13 protein-coding genes are annotated in these 23,696 nt (G+C 70.2%); 9 read left to right on the top strand and 4 right to left on the bottom strand.

Going from position 1 to position 23,696, the window contains the following annotated elements; all coding sequences use genetic code 11:
• Positions 1 to 55: 55 nt before the first annotated feature.
• Positions 56 to 3,388 (top strand): LamG-like jellyroll fold domain-containing protein, encoded by a 3,333-nt coding sequence (locus ACFC51_RS12135; RefSeq protein ID WP_376374269.1) that lies wholly within the window; start codon positions 56 to 58, stop codon positions 3,386 to 3,388.
• A gap of 124 nt (positions 3,389 to 3,512) precedes the next feature.
• On the opposite strand, the gene ACFC51_RS12130 is transcribed toward ACFC51_RS12135, so the two are convergent.
• Complete coding sequence (locus tag ACFC51_RS12130; RefSeq protein WP_376374267.1) at positions 3,513 to 4,532, bottom strand: LacI family DNA-binding transcriptional regulator; 1,020 nt, start codon at positions 4,530 to 4,532, stop codon at positions 3,513 to 3,515.
• Between the two features lie 213 nt (positions 4,533 to 4,745).
• Here ACFC51_RS12130 and ACFC51_RS12125 point away from each other — a divergent pair, with 213 nt between their 5' ends.
• Positions 4,746 to 5,576 (top strand): phytanoyl-CoA dioxygenase family protein, encoded by an 831-nt coding sequence (locus ACFC51_RS12125; protein WP_376528357.1) that lies wholly within the window; start codon positions 4,746 to 4,748, stop codon positions 5,574 to 5,576.
• Between the two features lie 147 nt (positions 5,577 to 5,723).
• Here the strand turns inward: ACFC51_RS12125 and ACFC51_RS12120 are convergent, their stop codons facing one another.
• Both ACFC51_RS12120 and ACFC51_RS12115 read right to left on the bottom strand, forming a co-directional pair.
• The gene (locus ACFC51_RS12120; RefSeq protein WP_376528354.1) at positions 5,724 to 8,075 is read right to left on the bottom strand and encodes an AbfB domain-containing protein; all 2,352 of its coding nucleotides are present in this window, start codon (positions 8,073 to 8,075) and stop codon (positions 5,724 to 5,726) included.
• Between the two features lie 88 nt (positions 8,076 to 8,163).
• A complete protein-coding gene (locus tag ACFC51_RS12115) occupies positions 8,164 to 10,608 on the bottom strand; it encodes a beta-L-arabinofuranosidase domain-containing protein (protein WP_376528351.1) in 2,445 nt (814 codons plus the stop codon).
• A gap of 469 nt (positions 10,609 to 11,077) precedes the next feature.
• On the opposite strand from ACFC51_RS12115, the gene ACFC51_RS12110 reads away from it, so the two are divergent.
• The 7 genes from ACFC51_RS12110 (at position 11,078) to ACFC51_RS12080 (ending at position 20,216) form a co-directional block, all read left to right on the top strand.
• The gene (locus tag ACFC51_RS12110) at positions 11,078 to 12,163 is read left to right on the top strand and encodes an ABC transporter substrate-binding protein (RefSeq protein ID WP_376376083.1); all 1,086 of its coding nucleotides are present in this window, start codon (positions 11,078 to 11,080) and stop codon (positions 12,161 to 12,163) included.
• 101 nt (positions 12,164 to 12,264) lie between these two features.
• Positions 12,265 to 13,869, top strand: coding sequence for a sugar ABC transporter ATP-binding protein (locus ACFC51_RS12105; RefSeq protein WP_376528348.1), 1,605 nt, complete (start codon positions 12,265 to 12,267; stop codon positions 13,867 to 13,869).
• On the top strand, positions 13,866 to 14,864 hold the full coding sequence (locus tag ACFC51_RS12100; RefSeq protein WP_376376087.1) for an ABC transporter permease: 999 nt from the start codon (positions 13,866 to 13,868) through the stop codon (positions 14,862 to 14,864). Before ACFC51_RS12105 ends, ACFC51_RS12100 begins: the two co-directional genes overlap by 4 nt.
• Positions 14,861 to 15,904, top strand: coding sequence for an ABC transporter permease (locus tag ACFC51_RS12095; RefSeq protein ID WP_376528346.1), 1,044 nt, complete (start codon positions 14,861 to 14,863; stop codon positions 15,902 to 15,904). The genes ACFC51_RS12100 and ACFC51_RS12095 overlap by 4 nt, the downstream gene beginning before the upstream one ends.
• A 66-nt stretch (positions 15,905 to 15,970) precedes the next feature.
• A complete protein-coding gene (locus tag ACFC51_RS12090; protein ID WP_376376091.1) occupies positions 15,971 to 17,008 on the top strand; it encodes a LacI family DNA-binding transcriptional regulator in 1,038 nt (345 codons plus the stop codon).
• Positions 17,008 to 18,072 carry an aldose epimerase family protein gene (locus ACFC51_RS12085; protein ID WP_376376093.1) on the top strand — a complete coding sequence of 355 codons (1,065 nt, stop codon included), beginning with the start codon at positions 17,008 to 17,010 and terminating at the stop codon, positions 18,070 to 18,072. The genes ACFC51_RS12090 and ACFC51_RS12085 overlap by 1 nt, the downstream gene beginning before the upstream one ends.
• A gap of 131 nt (positions 18,073 to 18,203) precedes the next feature.
• Positions 18,204 to 20,216 (top strand): GTP-binding protein, encoded by a 2,013-nt coding sequence (locus ACFC51_RS12080; protein WP_376528343.1) that lies wholly within the window; start codon positions 18,204 to 18,206, stop codon positions 20,214 to 20,216.
• Positions 20,217 to 20,268: 52 nt separating this feature from the next.
• Here ACFC51_RS12080 and ACFC51_RS12075 read toward each other — a convergent pair whose 3' ends face one another.
• Positions 20,269 to 23,280, bottom strand: coding sequence for a carbohydrate binding domain-containing protein (locus tag ACFC51_RS12075; protein ID WP_376528340.1), 3,012 nt, complete (start codon positions 23,278 to 23,280; stop codon positions 20,269 to 20,271).
• Positions 23,281 to 23,696: the final 416 nt, after the last annotated feature.

Here is a 23,696-nt window from a genome sequence, read left to right as displayed (position 1 = left end):
CTGCACGACCGTTGTCAGGTGTTTGAGGCTGTGGCTCAATGTTCGACTATGTGCAGTGCTTCGCGGTTCGGAGCACTCCGGCTTCTTCGACGAGGACGACGCCTTGATACGACAACTTGCCCGCCCCCGCACCGTTTTGAGAACACTTGCCTGTACGGCGGCGCTGCTGCTCCCCGTGGGGGCGACCCTGGTCCCGGCCGCCGCCGCGGCACCCGCCGCGGAGGCGGCGGCCCCCACCGCCTCCGCGTTCGTGAAGGAGGACCCCTCCACCGAGGTGCACGGCCTCAAGGGTGAGTACTTCGCGATGTCCGCCCCTGGTGCCCGCGACTTCGCCGAGCTCGGTGCCACGGCTCTGGACCCGGAGATCAACTTTCCCGGACTGACCGGTGCCTTCGAGTCGGCCACGGGGAGGACCGAGAACACCACCGCCCGCTGGACGGGGCAGATCGCGGCCCCCGAGGACGGCGACTACACCTTCTCCGCCATCGGGGACAACGGCTTCCGCCTCTTCATCGACGACAAGGCCGTCATCGACCACTGGGAGCCGGACTGGGACAAGGAGCAGACCAGCAAGCCCGTCACCCTCAAGGCCGGTGAACAGCACACCTTCCGGCTGGAGATGTTCCAGGACACCGGCGGGGCGAACATGTTCCTGCGCTGGTCGAGCGCGAAGCTCGCCAAGCAGATCGTCCCCGAGTCCGCGTTCACCCCGCCGGCCGACTTCGAGGTCTACCCGGTCGGGCTGAGCGTCGCGGAGGACGGCCTGAAGGTGCAGGCGACCTTCGACCACGAGGTCAGCGGCCTCCAGGACGTGAAGGGCCACCTCGGCATCGAGGCGGACACCACGCCGATGCCGGTGAAGTCGGTCGTCAGGGCCTCGAACAACCGCAAGGCGCTCATCGTCACCCTGGGCGGAGCTGTCCAGAAGAACCAGCAGGTCAGGTTCGCGTACGACGGTGAGGGCGGCCTGAAGAACGGCGACGAGACCGTCCCGGAGATCAGCCGCAGGGCGAAGAACCTCTCCACGCACCGGCTTCTCACCCCGTGGGGCGAGAAGGTGAACCCCAAGAACCCGCTGCCCGAGTACCCCCGCCCGCAGCAGGTGCGCGACGACTGGAAGAACCTCAACGGTCCCTGGGAGTTCGCGGGAGCCACCGCCGACGAGAAGCCGGTCTTCGGCAAGTCGCTCGACGAGCGCATCACCGTGCCGTACCCCGTCGAGTCCCAGCTCTCCGGGCTGGAACGCCACGAGGACCACATGTTCTACCGCAAGCTGGTCACCGTGCCGAAGAGCTGGTCGGTCGGCAAGCGGAGCAGTGACGAACGCCTGAAGCTCAACTTCGGCGCCGTCGACTACCACGCGCGCGTCTGGGTGAACGGCAAGCAGGTCGCCGAGCACACCGGCGGCTACACCGCCTTCAGCGCCGACATCACGGACGCCCTCAAGGGCAGCGGTCCCCAGGAGATCGTGGTCGCGGTCACCGACACCACCGGTGCCGACCAGCCCACGGGCAAGCAGTCCGCCAACCCCAGCGGCATCTTCTACACCGCCTCCTCCGGTATCTGGCAGACCGTCTGGATGGAGCCCGTCGCCCCCGCGGCCGTCGACTCCCTCACCACCACGCCCGACATCGACAAGGGCAGTCTCGCCCTGACGGTCAACTCCGAGTCCGCCTCGAAGTCCGCCCGTGTCACCGCCGTCGCCCGTGACAAGAAGGGCAAGGTCGTCGGGACCGTCACCGGACCGGCCAACGGCGAGCTGAGCCTCCCGGTCGCCAAGCAGCACCTCTGGACGCCGGACGACCCGTACCTGTACGACCTCGAGGTCACCCTCAAGGACGGCCGCTCCAAGGACACCGTCGACAGCTACTTCGGCATGCGTTCCTTCGGCGTCGCGAAGGTCGGCGGCTACCAGAAGCTGGTGCTCAACGGGAAGCCGTTCTTCTCCCTCGCCCAGCTCGACCAGGGCTTCTACCCCGACGGTCTGAACACGGCTCCCAGCGACTCCGCCCTGCTCTTCGACCTGAAGGCGCAGAAGGACCTCGGCTTCAACTCCGTGCGCAAGCACATCAAGGTCGAGCCCGCCCGCTGGTACTACCACGCCGACCAGCTCGGTCTGCTGGTCTGGCAGGACTTCGTCTCCGGCAACATCACCGGTGAGAAGGGCCAGAAGGCCTTCCTCGACCAGGGTGCCGAGATGATGGAGCAGCTGCACAACTACCCGTCGATCGGCGCCTGGATCGTCTTCAACGAGGGCTGGGGCGAGTGGGACCGCACCGAGACCGGGAAGATCACCGAGAAGGTCCAGGCCGCCGACCCCTCCCGGGTCGTCAACGCCCACAGTGGTGTCAACTGCTGCAACTCCAAGGGTGACAGCGGCAAGGGCGACATCATCGACCACCACGACTACAACAACACCGACCCTGCCTTCCCGGACGGGAACCGTGCGGCGATGGACGGTGAGCACGGCGGCTTCACCCTCCGGATGCCCGGAAACATGTGGCCGGGTGCCCCCACCGCGATCTACAGCGGTGTCGCCGACAAGGACGCGCTGACCGCCAAGTACGTCGACAACACCCGTACGTACTACCTGGACGCGGCCCGCGCCGAGCTCTCCGGCTCCATCTACACCCAGGTGACCGACCTCGAGAACGAGCTCAACGGTCTCTGGACGTACGACCGCCGCGAGATCAAGGTCGACCCCAAGAAGGTACGGAAGATCAACCAGGAGGTCATCGCGGCCGGCGCCGCCGCGGGTGAGCGCGACGAGGTCAAGGGCGGCGGTGCCTGGTCACTCGACGAGAACAAGGGGACCACGGCGGCCGACAGCGGCCCGAACCACAAGGACCTCACCCTCTCGGAGGGGACGTCGTGGACGCCCGGCGTGCAGGGCTCGGCGCTGAAGTTCAACGGTGAGGGCCAGTACGCCGAGACCGACGGCCCGGTGGTCGACACGACCGGTGACTACACCGTCTCCGCCTGGGCCTCGCTCGACGCGCTTCCGGGCAACTACGGCACCGTCGTCAGCCAGGACGGCCGGCGCCAGGAGAACCCGTTCTACCTCCAGTACGGCCAGGGCGGCTTCGCCTTCTCCACCCCGGGCGCCCACCGGGCCCGCCTGGAGATCAAGCCCGAACTCGGCAGGTGGTACCACCTGGTCGGCGTGCGCAGCGGTGACCAGATCAAGCTGTACGTCGACGGGAAGCTCGCCCAGACGGCGGAGGCGGGCAGCGCCGACGTCAGCAGCGGTGCGCTCTCCGTCGGCCGCGCCAAGTGGTCGGGCGGCAACACCGACTTCTGGAACGGCTCGGTCGACCAGGTGAAGGTGTTCGACAAGGCGCTCACCGACCAGGAGGTGACCGCGCTCCACGACGGCGAACAGCCGTAAGGAGCACACCCCGCAGGACCGCTCCCGGCAGTGTGTGCACGCGCCGCACTGCCGGGAGCTCCGCGCTGTCCGTCGACGGTGCTCCCACGGGGCCGCCGCCGGACACCGCACGCGGGCTGCTCCGTCACACCGGGGCGACCGCGGCTCCGGTGCTCTCCCGCGCCAGCACACGGTGCGGGACCACGATCCGCCGTGCGGGCAGGGTGTCGAGGCGTCCGAAGACGCGTTCGGTCAGGCACTGCACCGCGCGTTCGGCGATCTGCTCCCGGTCCGGGGCGATCGTCGTGAGGGAGGGGGCGGCGAATCTGCCGTCCTCGATGTCGTCGAACCCCATCAGCGCCAGATCCTCCGGCACCCGCACGCCCTGCTCCGCCGCCACGCGCAGTGCGCCCAGGGCGAGTTCGTCACTGAAGCAGAAGACGGCGTCGGGAGGCGCGGGCAGTTCCAGCAGTTCACGCAAGGCCCGAGCCCCCTCCGCCCGGTGCAGGTCGGCCACCTCCACCTCGGCCACCGGGCTCAGGCCGGCCTCCCGTACGCCGTGCCGGAAGCCCTCGGCGCGCAGTTCGGCCGTGCCGTGGCCCAGTCCGGACTGGAGGCCGATCGCGGCGATGCGCCGACGGCCCCGCGCGACCAGATGACGGGCGGCGTCCCTGGCCGCCTCCACGTTGTCCAGGGCGACATGGTCGATGGTCCCGTGCGGCTCCAGCTCGCCCAGGACCACCAGCGGCAGGCCCCCGGCGAGCGAGGCCAGGTCGGCCGGCGAGGTGGACCAGGGGCTGATGATCATGCCGTCGACCTGGTGCCCCCCGGAACCGTCGAGCAGCCGCCGTTCCAGATCGGGCCGCCCCCCGGTCCGCTCCAGGAGTACCGTCCACCCGCGCTCCTGTGCCGCGTCGATGAGAAGACCCGCCAGTGCGCCGAAGTAGGGGGAGTGGATCTCGGGCACGACCACCCCGATGAGACCGGTGCGTCCCTGCCGGAGGTTGCGGGCTGCCAGGTTGGGGCGGTAGCCGAGCTCCTCCACCGCCGCCATGACCCGGGCGCGTGTCGCCGGGGCCACGGCCGCGGCGTTGCTGACCACGTTGGAGACGGTCCGGACGGACACGCCGGCGAGCGCGGCGACGTCCTTGAGTCTCGCTGCCACGGCGGTGCGCTCCTGTCGCTCTGCGCGGGGCCCGGACCTCGGCCGCCACCTCCGCGGTGAGCACCGTAACAGCCCCTGTCCACCTCGGCGCACCTTCCCTCTTGCTTCGTTGTTTGCAACGTTGCAACATGGGGGTGGCAGGCGAGGAGCATGCGGAACGTGCCCGTGCGGCCCGCGTGTCGACCCGCTGCCCCGACGAGAGGAACCACTGCCATGACCGACGCCCCGACCGCCGCCCCCCGCCTCGACGCCGCCGTACGGGACCTGTACACGGACGGCATCACGGCGTGCCGGGGCGCCTTCACCCCGCAGTGGGCCGACGCGATGCGCGAGGACATCGGGACGGCCTTCGCCGAGGCGCGCGGCAGGGAGGGCGGAGCGGTCGGCAGGGGCCCCCACCGCTACTACGTCGAGATCCACCCCGAGCAGCTCCGGGGCTTCGTGGACCTCGTCGACCATCCGTGGGTGCGCGCCGTGTCCGAGGCCGTCCTGGGACCCGACTACCGGATCGTCGAGCTGGGCTTCGACGTCCCCCTCGCCGGAGCGGTGAACCAGCCCTGGCACCGGGACTTCCCCATGCCGGAGGCCACCCGTGGCGAACGCCGGCTGACCTCGCTCGCCTTCAACCTCACGGCCGTCGACACACGGGAGGACATGGGACCGTTCGAGATCGCGCCCGGCACCCAGTGGGACGACGACGCGGACTTCGGTCACGGCATGTTCCCGACCCGGGACACCTACCCGCGCTACGAGGGGCTCGCCGAGCGGAAGCACCCCCGCAGGGGCGACATCTCGGCCCGGTCCGCCCTGACGGTCCACCGGGGCACGGCCAACCGGTCCCCCGACTCCCGGCCGGTCCTGGTGCTCGGCGTCGACGCGCCGGGGGCGGGCAACGACGCGCAGCACGACATGGCGGTGACGAGGGAGTACTGGGCATCGCTGCCCGGGCGGGTGCGGGCCCATCTCCACTGCCCGGTCGTGGAGGTGCTGGCCCCGATCGTGCAGAAGCACACCATCGAAGGCCTGGTGATGGGTGACGCCTGACGTCCCGGACGGCCCTGCGGGGCCTGCCCGGTGCCGGGGGAGCGGCCCTGTGGGGCCACGGCGGACGTGTGCGGGCGGGCCCGGTGGCGGCGCGGGGTGCGCCGCCACCGGGCCCGCCGGTGCGCTACTGCGTGTGCCGGAGCGGTGTCACGGCGCCCAGGGGGCGTCCACCGACCAGGTCGTGTCCTCGGTGAAGGTCGCCGCGTTGTCCCACGCATGCCCGCCGCCGGGGGTGGCCAGCCACACCTCGGAGCCGATGTGCCGCATGTAGCTGCCGGGCAGGTTCGCGCTGGAGAACCTCACCCCGCCGCTGCCCGCGACCGCGCACCAGGTGGCGTCGGCCTTGAAGAGGGCCGAGCCGTCGTTCGCGTCGCGGCGGACCCGGAAGTCCCGGTGCCGGAGGTACTCACCGGGGTAGTTGCGCGACTCCAGCGAATAGCAGTTGCTGTTCGCCAGACCGGTGACGACCTTCCAGGTGGCGTCGCTCTTCAGCAGCGCGCTGCTCGCACCGTCGACGACCGCGGTGTAGGCGAGCGCCTCGGAGTGCCGCAGGTACTTGTTCGTGTGACCGGGCGTGGTGACCCGGAGCGACTTGTACTGCCCCGTGGGCAGGGTGACGGGCGGGGCGGGCGTCTTCGACGCCTGGATGAGGGCCTGGTTGGCGGCCTTCACCCGGGCGGTGTCGACCTTGACCACCTGGCGGTCGTAGGTGAGCAGCCCGTTCGCCTCGTTCTCGACGTCGGTGATCTCCGTGTAGACGGAGGCCGAGAGCCCGGCCGGGAGCTGCCCGACACGGATGCTGTCGAGGAGTCCGACGAAGCGGTTGTTCAGGGCCGCGACGCTCGCCTGGTCCTCGTAGCTGAAGCCGCCGCCCGGGTACCACTCGTGGCCCGGCACCTTCCAGCCCAGTCCGCCGAACTCGCCGAGGACGGCGGCTCTGGTGGCGGTGGGTGAGGTGTTGCCCGGTCCGACGTAGATGTGGTTGTCGACCACGTCACCATTGCCGCCGTCCACGGAACCGCAGCAGTTCACCCCGCTCATGTTGTTCACCAGCCGGGACGGGTCGTACGCCTTGACCTCGTTCGCGATCCGGGCCTGGTCGTACTGGCCCCAGCCCTCGTTCTGGTTCACCCACATGACCAGCGACGGCGAGCTGCGGTGCTGGTCGATGACCGCGTGGTACTCGGCCTCCCACTGCGTCCGTGCCGCGCTGTCGGGGCTCTTGCCGGTGTCCATCGCCGGCATGTCCTGCCAGACGAGGAGGCCCAGCTTGTCCGCCCAGTAGAACCAGCGCTGCGGCTCCACCTTGATGTGCTTGCGGACCATGTTGAAGCCCAGGTCCTTGTGCGCCTGGAGATCCGACCTGAGGGCGGCGTCGGTGGGCGCGGTGTAGATGCCGTCGGGCCAGTAGCCCTGGTCCAGCGTGCCCGTCTGGAAGACGAACTTCCCGTTGAGGACGGGGCGCAGGATGTTGTCCACCTTCGCGATCGCGATCGACCGCATGCCCGCGTAGCTGCCGACCGTGTCCACCACGGTCGTGCCGTCCAGCAGGTCGGCGCGCACGTCGTAGAGGAAGGGGTCGTCCGGGCTCCACAGCCGGGTGCCTGGCACCGGGACGGAGATCTCCGAGCCGGGCGCCCCCGTCGCCGTACCCACGACGGTGCCGCCGCTGGAGACGGTGACCCGGGCGGTCCGGCCGCTGCCGGCCGCCACCTGCACCTTGACCCGCAGGGTGCTGTCGCCCAGGTTCGGCGTCATGTCCAGGCGGGTGACGTGCGACGCCGCGACGGGCTCCAGCCAGACCGTCTGCCAGATACCGGAGGCCGCCGTGTAGAAGATCCCGCCGCCCGCGTGGGGGTTCACGTCGTTGATCCGCTGCTTGCCGACGGCCTGGCCACCGGTCTGCGTCGGGTCGTACACGGAGACCACGATCGTGTTCGTGCCCCCGTTGAGCTGGGGTGTGATGTCGTACGAGAACGAGTCGAAGCCGCCCTTGTGCGCCCCGACCTGGGTGCCGTTGACCCAGACGGTGCTCTGCCAGTCGGAGGCGCCGAAGTTGAGCACCGTCCGGCGGCCGTTCCAGTTCGCCGGCACGGTGAAGGTGCGCTTGTACCAGAGCTTGTCGTTCTCGGTGATCTTCCGCTTGATCCCGGAGAGCGAGGACTCCGCGACGAACGGGACCCGGATCTGCTCCGAGAAGGACGCCGGCTGCCCCGCGTCACGGCCGGTCACCGCGAAGTCCCAGATGCCGTTGAGATTGGCCCAGTCGGGACGGGTGAGCTGGGGGCGCGGGTACTCGGGAAGCGGGTTGTCGACGGACACCTGGTTCGTCCAGGGCGTCGTCATCGGGGCCGGCTTCGGCGTCCAGGCGGCGGGCGCGGCGGCCGCCGGGGCGGTGGCCGCCCCGACGAGCGCGGTGGCGAGAAGTGCCATCAGGCCGGTACCGGCCGTTAACCGTCTCCACCAGGTGCGGGGACGTGGTGCGGGTGCGGGCTTCATCCGAGGATCTCCTTGAGGAGGGAAGGACTCCCCGCGCCGGAGTGGCGCGGGGAGTGGCTCAGAAGTGGTCCGGAAGGCGGGCTGCTCCTCAGAGCAGCCGCCAGAGGTGGTCCGCGGTGCCGTTGTCGTCGTACTGGACGACATGGGCGCTGTCGGCGCCGGACATGCCGTCCACGCCCAGCACCTTGCCCGAGTTGCGGTTGCGGACCCGGTACCAGCCACCGCCGTCCGGCACGAGCTGCCAGAGGTGGTCCGCCGTGTCGTTGTCGTCGAACTGGACGACGTGGGCGCTGTTCGCGGTGGACATCAGGTCGACGCCGAGCACCTTGCCGGAGTGCTGGTTGCGGATGCGGTACCAGCCGTCCCCGTTTGCCACCAGACGCCAGAGGTGGTCGGCCGTCCCGGTGTCACCGAACTGGACGACGTGGGCACTGTTGGCGGTCGACATGCCGTCCACGCCCAGCACCTTGCCGGAGTTCCGGTTGGCGATCCGGTACCAGCGGTCCGCGAGCCACGGCGCCGCGTCCGGGCTCGCCGTCGGGAAGGACGTGATCCGCAGCCGCGCCGCGCCCATCGGCACGAGCGTGACCTCCTCGACCGGCTCGGTGCTGCGCGCGGGACTCGCCTGGAGCGGCGCCACCACGTGCTCGCTGTCGGCGCTCCACTCGGGGATGCGGCGGGCGCGCGCGGTCATGACGAGCGGCGTGTTCTCCAGGGTGAAGGGATTGTCACCGGGTGCGCGGCCGGTGGATCGGTGGTGGAGCGAGTCCGTCGGGCGTGCGCTGTCCAGGACGAGGCCGTAGTTCCACGGGGTGGTGGCGTGGACGGCGTACTCCGGGAACTGCGTGGTGCCGCCGATGCGCTCGTACGTCTCCCCGATGCGCAGGGAGTAGGTCAGCGGCCCGTGGTCGACGCTGACCGAGCCGTGGTTGCCCGTCCAGGTGCGCACGGTGGTCCGCTGCGGCAGACGCAGGGTGACCTTGTCGCCGTCGGACCAGGTCCGGTCGATCCGGGTGAACGCGGGGCCGGCCGGGGCGGTGACCCGCTGCCCGTTCACCCGGACGTCGGGCTCGGCGCACCAGGCCGGGACGCGCAGCACCAGGGGGAAGCGCAGTTGCTTCGGAGCCCTGAGGGAGAGGGTGACGGTGTCCGCGAAGGGGTAGCCGGTCTCCTCCGTGAAGGTGACCTCCGTGCCGTCCGCGACCTTCGCGGTGACCTCGCAGGGTGCGTACATCGCCGCGGCGAGACCGTTGTCCGGGGTGGCCAGCCAGAGCTCCTCGGTGAAGTAGGGCCAGCCCATGCCGTAGTTGTGCGGGCAGCAGCGGTACTGGTCGACGCCCGGCAGGAACGCCTGCATGGCGAAGCCGTTCTGGAACTGACGGTCCTTCTTGGGGACGTTGTCCAGGTCGACGCTGTTCGCACTCGTGACGTAGTGGATCGCCTTCCCGGACGGGTCCAGGGAGGCGGGCAGCGAGTTGAACGCCAGTTCCTCGCAGCGGTCCGCCCACAGCGGGTCGCCCGTGATCCGGGTGAGCAGCTGGTGGCTCGCCATGAACTCGACGATCCCGCAGGTCTCGAAGCCCTGCCGGGGGTCCCCGTGTCCCGGCCGGGCGTTCTCGTCCCCGGCGAAGCCGCCCCCGGGGAACTGCCCGTACTGGTCCATGGCCTTGGCGTACGTCCCGTAGGTGTCCCGGGTGTCCTGCTGAGCGCCGCTGCGCAGGGCGTACTGGGCGGGTTCGCGGAAACCCTGGGCGATGTTGACGTTGTGCGGGTTGACCAGGTTGTCGCCCCAGTCGGCCCCGTAACGGTGGATCTTGTCGGCGAGGTCGAGCAGGAAGGTGTCACCGGTGCGGTTGAACAGCCAGTACACGCTGTCCAGGCCGTCGCCCCAGCGCAGCGCGATCCAGCTGGTGTTGAAGGCTCCGGGGCCCTGGGCGTTCATGTAGCGGAAGAACCTGCTGAGGAACGGGATGATCCGGCTGTCGCCGTTGTACTCCTGCCAGGAGCGCAGCGCCTGGACCAGGGGCAGGAAGGGCCAGAAGTCGGGGCCGCCGTTGAGCGAGGTCCGCAGGGCCTTCGGGCCGAAGAAACCGTCGGACTGCTGGGTCGCGAGGATCGCGTCGATCCACTTCCGGGCGCCGGCCAGGGCCTTCGCGTCACCGGTGACGATGGCCAGGTCCGTGTATCCGCGCAGCCAGTAGGGGACTTCCTCCCAGCCGCCCTTGTCGGGCCTGACCCAGCCGGACCCGGCGAAGTCGAGGAAGTGGGAGAACTCCTCGTACCGGCCGCAGAGGCCGTCCAGCTGCATCCGGAGCTGGCCGGCCAGCCATCCCCTGGCGGCGACCCGCCCGGGCGGCAGCTTCAGGAAGGCCGTCGGGTGCAGCGGCGCGGCGTTGGGGGAGTAGTGGCCGCCGGGCGCCGCGGCCATCACGCCGTCGGCCGCCGTCGCGGTGGAGGACCAGCGGCCGCCCGCGGTGACCGCGGCGGCGGTGGCCAGGGCACCGGTCATGAGTTGTCTGCGGTTCAGGGGCATCGTGTGGGGACTCCGCTTCTGCTCTGCCGGACAGGGGTGGGGTGACCGGCCCGGACGGGACCGGTGCATGGCGAAGGAGGCCGTCGCGCCCGGAGCTGATGGAGCGACAACCTCTCTGCAACGTTGGAAAATTGATGTCGGCGGTATGACAGCACGCGGTCAAGCCGGTGTCCAGAGGGAGCGCAGTACCTGGTGCCGTACCGCCCCGCCGAGCGGCCCGCCCCGTGCCGACACATTTTGGAAACGCATCGACAACTCTCTTGCCGCCTGCGCCGCCGCGCCTATATAACGTTGTAAACCGAGCCGCCGAGAGGCCGAAAAAGCCCTCACGGCCCCCCGTTTCCGCAGCTGGAAGCGGGTTCGTGAGGGATACGTAGTCATCTGCCGCCGAGCGGCCGATGCACCGTCCCGCCATGCCCGACCGCACGCCGAACGGCGTGCCGTCACCTCGCCAAGGAGCGTCCCGCGCATGATGACCCAGCGTCGATCCCGTACCCTCGCAGCGGCCTGCCTGCTCGCCGCCACCGCCACGCTGGCCGTTTCCGGCTGCTCCAAGTCGGAGACCTCGGACAACGCGGGCGGTGACAGCAGCCAGGGAGCACAGGCGGCCAAGTCCCCCGAGGCCGCCTCCGGCCCCGGCTGCTCGCTGCAGACCTACGGCGCGCCCAAGATCGACCTCAAGGACGCGGTGGTCGGCTTCTCCCAGTCGGAGAAGGAGGCCAACCCCTTCCGTATCGCGGAGACCCAGTCCATCAAGGACGAGGCCGCCAAGGTCGGCGTCAAGAAGCTGCTCACCACCAACGCGCAGTCGCAGCTGTCCAAGCAGATCAGCGACATCCAGGACATGCTGTCGCAGGGTGCCCAGTTCCTCATCATCGCCCCGCTGAACTCCGACGGCCTCGAGCCGGCGCTCAAGGCCGCGGCGGCGAAGAAGGTGCCCGTCCTCACCATCGACCGCAAGGTCAACTCCCAGGCGTGCAAGGACTACGTGGCCTTCCTCGGCTCCGACTTCGTCGAGCAGGGCAAGCGCGCCGCCGACGCGATGATCAAGGCGACCGACGGCAAGGGCAAGGTCGCGATCCTCCTCGGCGCCTCCGGCAACAACGTGACCACCGACCGGACCAAGGGCTTCGTCGACCAGATCAAGGCCGAGGCCCCCGGGATCGAGATCGTCGCCCAGCAGACCGGTGAGTTCGCCCGTGACAAGGGCCAGCAGGTCATGGAGCAGCTGATCCAGTCCAAGCCCGACATCACCGCCGTCTACGCCGAGAACGACGAGATGGGCCTCGGCGCCGTCACCGCGCTGAAGGCCGCAGGCAAGAAGCCCGGCAAGGACGTCAAGATCGTCTCGGTCGACGGCACCCGCAACGCCGTGCAGGCCCTGGTCAACGGCGAGTACAACGCCGTCATCGAGTCCAACCCGCGCTTCGGACCGCTGGCCTTCGCGACCGCCCAGAAGTTCTACGGCGGCGAGGAGATCCCCGAGAACGTCATCATCAGCGACCGCGCCTACGACGAGACCAACGCCAAGGAATCGCTCGGCGGGGCGTACTGATCCGCTCCTGAACCCAACGGCCCCGGCCGCCGCGGCACCCTGACCGGGCCACGGCGGCCCCCGGGCCCTCCTCCTTGGACAGCGGAAGGCCGAGAACACCCATGGCACCACCCGAAGCAGTACCTCAGGCACCGGAGGCGGCCGTGCCGACGGCCCCCGCCGTGCTCGAAGCCCGCTCGGTGAGCAAACGGTTCCCCGGCGTCGTCGCCCTCGACGACGTCAGCTTCTCCCTGCGCGCGGGGGAGACCCACGCCCTGGTCGGGGAGAACGGCGCCGGCAAGTCCACCCTCATCAAGGTGCTGACCGGTGTCTACCGGCCGGACGGGGGCGAACTGCGGATGACGGGTGGACCCGTCAGGTTCGCCCGGCCGTTCGAGGCACAGCAGGCCGGTATCTCCACGATCTACCAGGAGGTCAACCTCGTCCCGCTGATGAGCGTGGCGCGGAACATCTTCCTGGGGCGTGAGCCCCGCAACCGCTTCGGCCTCATCGACTTCGGGCGCATGCACCGGGAGACCGGCGAACTGCTCGACGGCTTCGGCGTACGCGTGGACCCCCGCCGCCCGCTGCACACCCTCGGTGTCGGCACCCAGCAGATGGTCGCCCTCGCGCGCGCGGTCTCCGTCAACGCCCAGGTCGTCATCATGGACGAGCCCACCTCCTCGCTCGAACCGCGTGAGGTGGAGACCCTCTTCCGCGTCATCGAACGCCTGCGCGGCCAGGGCATCGCCGTCCTCTACGTCAGCCACCGCATGGACGAGCTCTACCGGATCTGCGACCGGGTCACCGTGCTGCGCGACGGCCGGCACATCCACACCGGCGACCTCGCCGATCTCGACCGGATGCAGCTCGTGTCCATGATGCTCGGCCGCGACCTCTCCGAGGTGCGGCGCTCCGGCGTCACGAACTTCGCCGCGGAGGGGCACGAGGCGGCCCGTACGCCCGTCCTCACCGCGACCGGCCTCTCCAGCCGGCTCCAGCTCCACGACATATCCGTGTCCCTGTACGCGGGAGAGGTGCTCGGCCTCGGCGGCCTCCTCGGCTCCGGCCGCAGCGAGACGGCGAAGGCCCTGTCCGGTGCGCTGCCCCTGGACGCGGGCGAACTCACCGTCGACGGCACCACCCTGAAGCGCCTCACCCCGGCCGCCGCGATCCGCGCCGGCATCAGCCTGCTGCCCGAGGACCGCAAGGCCGAAGGCATCGTGCCCGGCCTCTCCGTCCGCGAGAACATCGTGCTGGCCGCCATGCCCCGCCTCTCCAGGGCCGGCGTCGTCTCGCGCGCCAAGCAGGACCGGATCGTCGACATCTTCATGAAGCGCCTGCGGATCAAGGCGTCGAGCCCCGAGCAGAAGGTCGGGGAGCTCTCCGGCGGCAACCAGCAGAAGGTCCTGCTCGCCCGCTGGCTCTGCCTGGAACCCAAGGTCCTCCTGCTCGACGAACCCACCCGCGGCATCGACGTCGGGGCCAAGGCCGAGGTGCAGAGCCTCATCGACGACCTCGCCCGCGAAGGCCTCGCCGTCCTGCTCATCTCCTCCGACATCGAGGAGCTCATCGAAGGCGCCGACCGGATCGTCGTCCTGCGCGGCGGGGCGGTCGCGGGCGAACTGTCGGGCGACGACGTGGCCGAGGACAGGCTGCTCGAAGTGCTCGCCGACCACGCACCGGAGCCGGACAGGGACCCGGCCGCCCAGGAGGACCCCCGATGACCGACACCGCCGTGGCCCCGCCCACGAAGAGCGACCCGCCCCGCACCCCCGCGAGCCACCTGGCCCGGCTGCGCGACCCCGCCTGGTACCAGCGGTACGGCGTGTACGTCGCCGTGGCGGTGGTGCTGCTCTTCAACGCGCTGTTCACCGAACACTTCATGACCGCCGACAACTTCCGCACCCAGCTCGTCCAGGTCGCCCCCATCGTCATCGTCGCCCTGGGCATGGCCCTGGTCATCGGGACCGAGGGCGTCGACCTGTCCGTCGGCTCGACCATGGCGCTCGCCGCCGCGTTCCTCCCGCTGTACCTCGGCTACGGACTCGTACCCGCGCTCGTCGTCTCGCTCCTGGCCGGCGCGGTCGTCGGAGCCGTCAACGGGGCCCTCGTCTCACTCGTCGGGCTCCAGCCCATCGTGGCCACGCTCGCCCTCTTCGTGGGAGGCCGGGGACTCGCCCTGGTCATGGCCGACGGCCAGCTCAAGCAGATCGTCAACCCGGACCTGCTGTCGCTGGGCACCGGCTCCTTCCTCGGAGTCCCGCTGGTCGTCTGGATCGCGGGCGTGCTCGCCGTCGCCGTCGCCTTCCTGGTGCAGCGCACCACCTTCGGCCGGCAGATCGTCGCCGTGGGCGGCAACCGCTCCGCCGCCGCGCTCGCCGGACTGCCCGTCAAACGGGTCCTCATCGGCGTGTACGTGCTCTGCGGCGTGCTCGCCGCGCTCGCCGGCATCCTCGCCACGGCCCGGCTCACCGCGAGCGACCCGTCCTCGCTCGGCACCCTCATGGAACTCTCCGCCATCACGGCGGTCGTGGTCGGCGGCACCCCCCTCAACGGGGGATCCGTCCGGGTGCTCGGCACCGTCGCAGGCGCCCTGCTCATGCAGCTGCTGCGCGCCACCCTCGTCAAGCACGACCTGCCCGACTCCACCGCACAGATCGCCCAGGCGGCCATCATCATCGCCGCCGTCTACGTCGCCCGGGAGCGTCGGTCCCGATGAACGAAACCAAGCCCATCACCGTCGCCCCGGCCCCGGTGCCGACGAAGACGCCCGCGGCCCGCCCGGCCGCCCGCCCCGAGCAGACCGGCCGGCAGCGCGCCGCCGAACTCCTGCAACGCCAGGGGGTCCTCGCGGTCCTGCTGACCGTCGTGATCGCCGCGTCGTTCATCTACCCGACCTTCGCGTCCCTGGACAACGCCCGCGGTGTCACCATCCAGGCGTCCTTCCTCGCCGTGGTCGCGCTCGGCATGACGATGGTCATCATCACCGGCGGCATCGACCTGTCCGTCGGATCGGTCTTCGCCCTCGGGGGAGTCCTCGCCGCCTGGGCCTCTCAGTACGGCTTCCTCGCGGCGCTGCTGCTCCCCCTCGTGGTGTGCGGGGGGATCGGCCTGCTCAACGGCCTCCTCATCGCCCGGGGCAACATGGCCCCCTTCATCGTCACCCTCGCCACCCTGCTGGGCGCCCGAGGGCTCCTGCTCGCGCTCACCGACGAGGGTGCCACCACCTACCTCGTGCCCAAGGACTCCGCCTTCGGCGAGCTCGGCCAGGGCAGCGTCTGGGGCTTCGGATACCCGATCCTCATCGCCCTGGTGCTCTTCGGGGCCGGCGGACTCGTCCTGCAGCGCACCTCGTTCGGACAGACGCTCTTCGCGGTCGGCGGCAGCAGTGACGCGGCGACCCTGATGGGCCTCCCCGTCGCCCGGACGAAGATCCTCGTCTACACCCTCAGCGGCCTCCTCGCCGGTCTCGCCGGCGCCCTGAACGCCGCCCGGCTGTCCTCCGGCGTCACCATCGTCGGCGTGGGGATGGAACTCGACGCGATCTCCGCCGTCGTCATCGGCGGCACGCTCCTCGTCGGAGGCGCCGGATCCATCAGCGGAACCCTCTGGGGTGTGCTGCTGCTGGCCGTCATCCAGAACCTGATCAACCAGATCGGCTCGCTCAACTCCTCGTACCAGTCGGTGGTGAGCGGCGGCTTCCTTATCGTTGTCGTGGTGGCCCAGCGCTATCTCGCGCGCAGTCGCAGAAGCACCTGACGACGAGCCGGCCCCACCGGGCCGGACCTCAGAACCGAGCCGAGCCGAGCCGAACCAAGGAGTGCCGTGGGCGTCAGCCTCAAGGACGTTGCACATCGGGCAGGCGTGTCCATCAAGACCGTGTCGAACGTGGTGAACAACTACCAGCACGTCACACCGGCCATGCGCGCCAAGGTGCAGAAGGCGATCGACGAGCTCGGCTACCGGCCGAACCTCACCGCCCGCCACCTGCGCAAGGGCCGCACGGGCATCATCGCCCTCGCCGTCCCCGAATTCGGCAACCCGTACTTCGCCGAGCTGGCCGGAGCGGTCATCGACGCGGCCGCCCGGCACGACTACACGGTCCTGGTCGACCACACCGCCGGCCTCAGGGAGAAGGAGCTCCTGGTCAGCCAGGGCTTCCGGTCCCATGTGATCGACGGCCTCATCCTCAGCCCGATCCACCTGGAGACCGAGGACCTCATGGCGCGCACCGAGACGGCGCCGCTGGTCCTGCTGGGCGAACGCGAGTACGAGGCGCCCTACGACCACATCGCCATCGACAACGTCGCCGCGGCCCGCGCGGCCGTGCGCCACCTCGTCGGCCAGGGCAACCGGCGCATCGCCTTCCTCGGATCGCGTACGGGGCGGGAACGCCAGCCCGCCCATCTGCGTCTGAGGGGCTGGCGCGAGGAGCTCGCGGCTTCCGGCATCACCCCCGACGAGTCCCTCGTCGTGGTCACCGACGGCTACGGCCGCGAGGACGGGGCCGCCGGCATGGCGCGGCTCCTGGACCGGGAGGACCGGCCCGACGCCGTGTTCGCGTACAACGACCTCATCGCCATCGGGGCGATGCGGACCCTCACCGAACGCGGCCTGCGGATCCCGGAGGACGTGGCCGTCGTCGGCTTCGACGACATCGAGGAGAGCCGCTACACGACCGTCACACTCACCACCATCGCCCCCGACAAGGAGGCCATCGCACGCCTCGCCGTCGACAGCCTCGTCGAACAGCTCTCCGGCGCACCCGTCGCCGAACCGCGCAGGCCGCGTCCGGGCTACCGCCTCGTCGTACGCGAATCCACCACCCCCGGGCCCGACTCCGGCCACACCGAGGACCTCTGATGCCGCGCCCCACCGTGCACCGCACCCCCTTCGGCTCCACCCACGGGATCCCGACCGGCCTGTGGACCCTCGACAGCGGCACGGGCGTCCGTGCCGAGGTCCTGACCTACGGCGCGTCGCTGCACAGCCTCACCGTGCCCGACACCGCCGGCGCCCCCGTCTCCGTCGTCCGGTCCCTCGAGACCCTCGACGACTACACGGCGAAACACCCCTACTTCGGGGCCGTCGTCGGCCGCTACGCCAACCGCATCGCGCACGGCCGCTTCGTCCTGGACGGGACCGAGCACCACATCCCCGCCAACGACCGCGGCCACGCCCTGCACGGAGGACCGGACGGCTTCCACACCAAGGTGTGGGAGGCCGAGGCGGACCGCAACGACGACAGCGTGTCGGTGCGGCTCACCCTGCACAGCCCGGACGGCGACATGGGCTTCCCCGGGGGCCTGGACGCCACGGTCACGTACACCCTCGACACCGCCGGAACCCTGGCGGTCGAGTACACCTCCGTCACCGACCGCCCGACCGTCGTCAACCTCACCAACCACGCCTACTTCGAGCTGGCCGGCCGCGGTGACATCCGCGGCCACAGCCTGGAGGTCGACGCCGACACCTATCTGCCGGTCGACGACGACGGCATCCCCCTGGGGCCCCCGGCCGAGGTACGCGGAACCCCGTTCGACCTCACCGCACCCCGCGTCCTGGCGGAGTGCCTGGGCCAGGAGGACGAGCAGCTGCGCTCGGCGGGAGGCTTCGACCACTGCTGGGTGCTTCGCGACTCCGGCGGCGGCCTGCGCCGTGCCGCACGGCTCACCGCCCCGGACGCGGCCCGCGTCCTGGAGGTGTGGACGACGGAGCCCGGCATCCAGGTCTACACCGCCAACCAGCTCGACGGCTCCTTCACCGACGCCACCGGCCGCCGCCACGAACAGCACGGCGCCGTCTGCCTGGAGACCCAGCACCTGCCCGACTCGCCCAACCGTCCGGACCTGCCCAGCCCGGTGCTGCGTCCCGGCGAGACCGCGCACAGCCGGACCGAACTCCGTTTCCCGCACCTCAGGAATTAACCGATTGCCCCGGGCGTGAACGGTTTGCTGTAATTCCGGCACCAGCCGACCCGACCGGGAGATGTCCATGCGCCGAGCTTCTCAGTCCACCCAGACAGGAATTCACCCCTATCTCGAGGACCTGAAGCTCAGTGCACACAGTGAACCTGGGAATTCTGGCGCATGTCGACGCCGGTAAGACGAGCCTGACCGAACGGCTGCTCCACCACGCCGGAGTCATCGACGCGGTCGGGAGCGTCGACGACGGGAGCACACGGACCGACTCCCTCGCCCTGGAACGGCAGCGCGGCATCACCATCAAGTCCGCCGTGGTGTCCTTCGCCGTCGACGGCGTCACGGTCGACCTCATCGACACCCCCGGCCACCCCGACTTCATCGCCGAGGTGGAACGGGTCCTCGGCGTGCTCGACGGCGCTGTGCTCGTCGTCTCCGCCGTGGAGGGCGTCCAGGCCCAGACCCGCATCCTGATGCGGGCGCTGCGCCGCCTGCGGATCCCCACACTCGTGTTCGTGAACAAGACGGACCGCCGGGGCGCACGGTGCGAAGGCGTCCTCGCCGACATCTCCCGGCGGCTGTCGCCCTCGGTCGTCGCCATGGGCTCGGTCGAGGACGCGGGGAGCAGGAGTGCCCGCACACGGGCCCTCACCGCCGGGGACCCCGCCTTCGTCACCGCGCTGACCGACCTGCTCACCACTCACGACGACGACCTCCTGGCCGCGTACGTCGAGGGCACGGCCGGTGTTCCGTACGGCCGGCTGCGCGAGCGGCTGGCGGCGCAGACCCGCCGGGCGCTGGTGCACCCCGTGTACTTCGGCTCCGCCGCCACCGGAGCCGGGGTGGCCGAACTGACCGCGGGAATCACCGAGTTCCTGCCAGGGGCCGGCCAGGGCACCGCGGGCCCGGCCTCGGGAACGGTGTTCAAGGTGGAGCGCGGCCCGGCGGGGGAGAAGATCGCGTACGCCCGCATGTTCTCCGGGGAGGTACGCATCCGGGAACGCGTCCGGCTGCTGGGCGACGGCGATCAGGAGGCCCGTGAGGGCAAGATCTCCGCCATCACCGTCTTCGACAACGGGACGGACGTGCCCGGCGACGCGCTCCCGGCGGGCCGGATCGGCAGGCTGCGCGGTCTGCACACCGTCCGGATCGGCGACACCATCGGCGAGACCTGTGGGCGGCCGGCCAGGTCCCACTTCGCCCCGCCCACCCTGGAGACCGTCGTCACCCCGTGCCGCCGTCAGGACAGGGGAGCGCTGCACATCGCGCTCGGACACCTGGCGGAGCAGGACCCGCTGATCGGTGTGCGCCGTGACGCGGTCCGGCAGGAGGTCTCCCTGTCGCTCTACGGCGAGGTGCAGAAGGAGGTCATCCAGGCGACGCTCGCGGACGAGTACGGCATCGAGGTCGGCTTCCGGGAGACGACGACCATCTGTCTGGAGCGGCCCGCGGGAACGGGCGCGGCCGTGGAGTTCATCGACGTCGAACCGAATCCCTTTCTCGCCACCGTCGGTCTGCGGGTGCAGCCCGCCGCATTCGGCAGCGGGGTGGAATTCCGCCGGGAGGTGGAGCTGGGGTCCATGCCGTACTCCCTGATGCGGGCGGTGGAGGACACCGTGACGGAAACGCTCTCCCAGGGAATCCACGGATGGCGGGTCACCGACTGCACGGTCACCCTGACCCATTCCGGATACTGGCCCCGGCAGAGCCATGCGCACGCGGTGTTCGACAAGAGCATGTCGAGCACGGCGGGCGACTTCCGGAATCTGACGCCCCTGGTGCTGATGGAGGCACTGAGGCGGGCCGGGACGACGGTGTACGAACCCATGCACCGCTTCCGCGCCGAGCTCCCGGCCGACACGCTCGGTCCGCTCGTGCCGGTTCTCGCGCGGCTGCACGCCGTTCCGGAGCCCCCGGTGACGGACGGCGGCGTCTGCACCGTGGAGGGGGTGGTTCCGGCCGCCCGCGTCCATGAGCTCCAGCAGCTGTTGCCGGGGACGACCCGTGGGGAAGGGGTGCTGGAGTCCGCGTTCCACGGCTACCGGCCGGTCGAGGGGCCTGTTCCGCACCGGTCCAGGACCGACCGTGATCCGCTGAACCGCAAGGAGTACCTCCTGCGCACCCTGAGGCGGGTCGACGGCGGCCGGTGAGGCCCGGGGATGCGGCCGGACACGCCCGGAGCGTGTCCGGCCGCACGACGGGTCACTTCAGGTAGGGGCCCGCCGTACCGATCTTCCCCGGGGCCGCGTTCCTGCCGCCGAGGTCGAGGACGTACACCCGCAGATTGCCCTTGCCCGGTGCCGGGACGGCCAGCTTCCCGCCCGTCACGACCTGGGTGTCTCCGGTGACGGCGTCCTTGTAGGTGCCGTCGGGGATGCCGGTGTACGTGGCGCCTCCGGTGACCGTCACCAGCGCGAAGCTGTCCGTGCCGCTCGCGGTGTCGGTGTAGCGCCGCTTGTACGCCATCGAGCCGGTGATGCCCTCGGTCGAGTACTGCCCCATCTGCAGGGCGGGCACTGCCCGGCGGATCTGGTTGAGCCGCTGCACGTGCTTGACCAGCGGCTTGGCCAGGGTGTCGGCGACGGCGCCGGACGCGGAGGAGACGGTGCCGAAGTCCGACGCCTTCACGGTGCCGGCCACGTGGTCCCCGAAGTAGGCCCGGCCGGTCGTCGCCAGCGGGCAGGTGGGCCCGCAGTCGATCTTCTTGCCGGCCTGGAACTCGACCTCGGAGCCGTAGTACAGCGTCGGGATGCCCCGGAAGGTCCACATCAGGGACATGTTCTCCGCCCAGGCGTCCGTGCCGCCGGCGTACCGCTCGCTGCTCTTGTTGGGACCGTAGTCGTGACTGTCGACGTACACGACGTTGTAGGTGGCGTCGTTGTAACTGTCGTCCGAGTCCTTGCCGTTGTTGTAGGCGTTGTTCGCGTCACCGAAGTTCATGTGCATGCGCATGTCGATGACGTTCATCCCGGAGAACCTGCTGTGGTCCGGCGCGTGGTAGCTGTTGCCGTTCAGGAAGGCGTTGGTGGAGGTCGGCTGGGAGCCGGTGCCCTGCTGCTGCTCGTAGTCGTACATCTCCAGGGCGGCCTTCCCGTCGTCCGCGCTGTACTCCTTGCGCTCCTTCCAGGTGTAGAACTGCGCGGAGTGGTTGACCGAGCCGCGGTTCCACTTGTCGTTGACGAAGGCCGCGACCTCACCGAAGACGAAGAAGTTCTTCGCCGCCTCGGCGCCGAACCGCTGGGTCACGCGCTCCTGGACGGCCGGGAGGAAGCGGCGGTTCCAGGTGGTGCGGGGGATGTGCACGGCGGTGTCCACGCGGAAGCCGTCCACGCCCATGTCGATGTACTTGTCGTAGGCGCCGATCAGGTAGTTCTGCACGGGCGCACTCTCGGTGTTGAAGTCGGCGAGGTCGTCGTGCAGCCAGCACGAACGGGAGTCCTCACCCTCCCAGTTGCCGATCCAGCAGTTGTGGTAGTACGCCTTGGGGAACATGCCGGACGTCGGGTTGGGCCACTGGCAGTTGTAGATCCGGTAGCCCTCCGGCGAGGTGTACTGGGTGGGCGTGCCCCAGTTGACGCAGGTGTTGCCGGAGGGTTCGGCCGTCGACCAGAGGTCGCCGTTGTAGTACGACTTCCCCGACTTGGTCTCGACGGTCAGCCCGTCGTACTCGAAGCCGTCGTTCCTCTCGTCGTAGTACCAGCTCCACTGGGCGTCACGGACCCCGTACGTCTTAGGGGTGAACAGGCCCTTGGCGCCCCAGCGCGAGGAGTGGTTGTAGACGACGTCCTGGTAGATCTTCATGCCCTTGGCGTGGGCCGCGTCGATGAGGTCCTGGTAGGAGGCGCCCGCCGACTCGAGCCGGGAGTCGACCTCGTAGAAGTCGTAGCCGTGGTACCCGTGGTAGTCGTAGTCGGACCGGTTCAGGACCACGGGGGTGATCCATACGGCCGACATGCCGAGGCCCTTGATGTAGTCGAGCTTCTCGACCAGGCCCTTGAAGTCGCCGCGGAACATGGGGTCGTCGTTGGCCGCGTTGCCCGACTTGGTGTGCTGGCTGCCGCCCCGGTTGTTCGTGGTGTCACCGTCGTTGAAGCGTGCGGTGAGGACGAAGTAGATCGGGTCCTTACGGGGGTCGGTGCCGAGCGGCTTCCCGGAGGCCGGGGTGGCCGGCTTCTCCCCGGTGGTCGCGGTGGCGGCGGCCGAGGCCGCCGAGACGTTCCCGGCGGCGTCGACGGCCTTGACGGTGTAGCTGTAGGCCGTCCTCGCCTCCAGGCCGGTGTCCGAGAGGACCGTGGAGCCGACATCGCTGACCAGCGTGCCCTTGGTGCCACCGGTCCTGGTCACCTGGTACTTCGTCACGCCGCGGTCGTCGGTGGAGGGTTCCCAGCTCACCACGACGGACACCCCGTCCGCGCTCGCCGACACCTTCGACGGGGCGGTGGGGGCCTGGGTGTCCGGTGTCTCGGCCGCGCAGGGGTCCTTCGCGCCGCCGGTGACCTTCCCGTCCTTCACCGTGGTGAGGCCGGCGGGAACGGCGTAGTTGCTCCCCCTGTTGTTGTCCCAGACGCCGTTGCCGTTGTTGAAGGTGGCCAGCATGGAGGTGGCGGTGCCGAGACCGACCGACTTCTTCACCCAGCCGGTGCAGGCGGGCTCCATGCCCACCCCGGGCACGGTGGTCCAGGAGCCTCCCGCCGGCTGGTAGTGCAGATTGGTGGTCGTCCAGCCGACCGTGGCGGTCGAGTAGTAGACCGACGCGGTGCGGCCCTCCTCGGGCTCCGTCCCGGGATCCGCGCAGGGGTCGCTGTGGGCCACCACGCCGTCCTTGACGGTGACGGCCCCGGTGCCCAGGGCGTAGTTCTTCCCGTTGTTGTTGTCCCAGACCCCGGAGCCGTTGTTGAACGTCGCGGCCAGGCCGGAGGCGCCGCCCAGGCTGACGGTCTGCTTCACCCAGTCCGTGCAGGCGGCCACCATGGTCACCCCGGGCACGGTGGTCCAGGATCCGCCGTCAGGCGCGTAATGCAGTTTGTACGAGGACCAGTTCTTGGTCTTGGTGTAGTAGAAGACGGTGGCCGTGGACTCCGAGGAGGCCGCCGGAAGGGCCGATTCCGCGCCGGAGGCCCCGGGTGCAGGGGTGGTCAGGAGGCCCAGCATCACCGTCGCCGCGACGGCCGCGGCCGCCGGGCGCCCGAGCAGCCGGACAGGGGTGCGTCTCATTCGTGTGTCTCCAGGGGAGGGCCGCGGGCGGGTGGACCGCGGCTGCCGACAGCACGGCCGTTCAGCGAGCGGCCGCGAGGATCCCGCCGGAGAACCCGGACGCGCCTCGGGGTTCGGGCGAGCAGTACCTCCTGACGGAAAGAACCGTCGGAAGCTTTCTGCAATCTCTTGCGGTCAGGAAGTTACCGGTGCATGACAGGCCCGTAAAGAGGTCGCGCGGTACCGATGTGCGAACGTACGGGCCTGCGTCCTGGAGGGCGGGCCGACGGGTGGCCGTGATCCGCGCGTTCACCGCCGGGGCCTCCTGCGGCGGGGAACGGGAGGGGACCTGTGGGCCGACCCGGGGAGTACGGTCCGTGGACGCCTCCGCCGGACGACTGCCGCACACGCGGACGCCGGAGCCGGACGGCGCCCGT

This window comes from Streptomyces sp. NPDC055962, from assembly GCF_042270185.1.
Lineage (GTDB): Bacteria > Actinomycetota > Actinomycetes > Streptomycetales > Streptomycetaceae > Streptomyces.
Note: the sequence above shows the minus strand (reverse complement) of the source record. Positions and strands in the feature narration are given on the sequence as shown.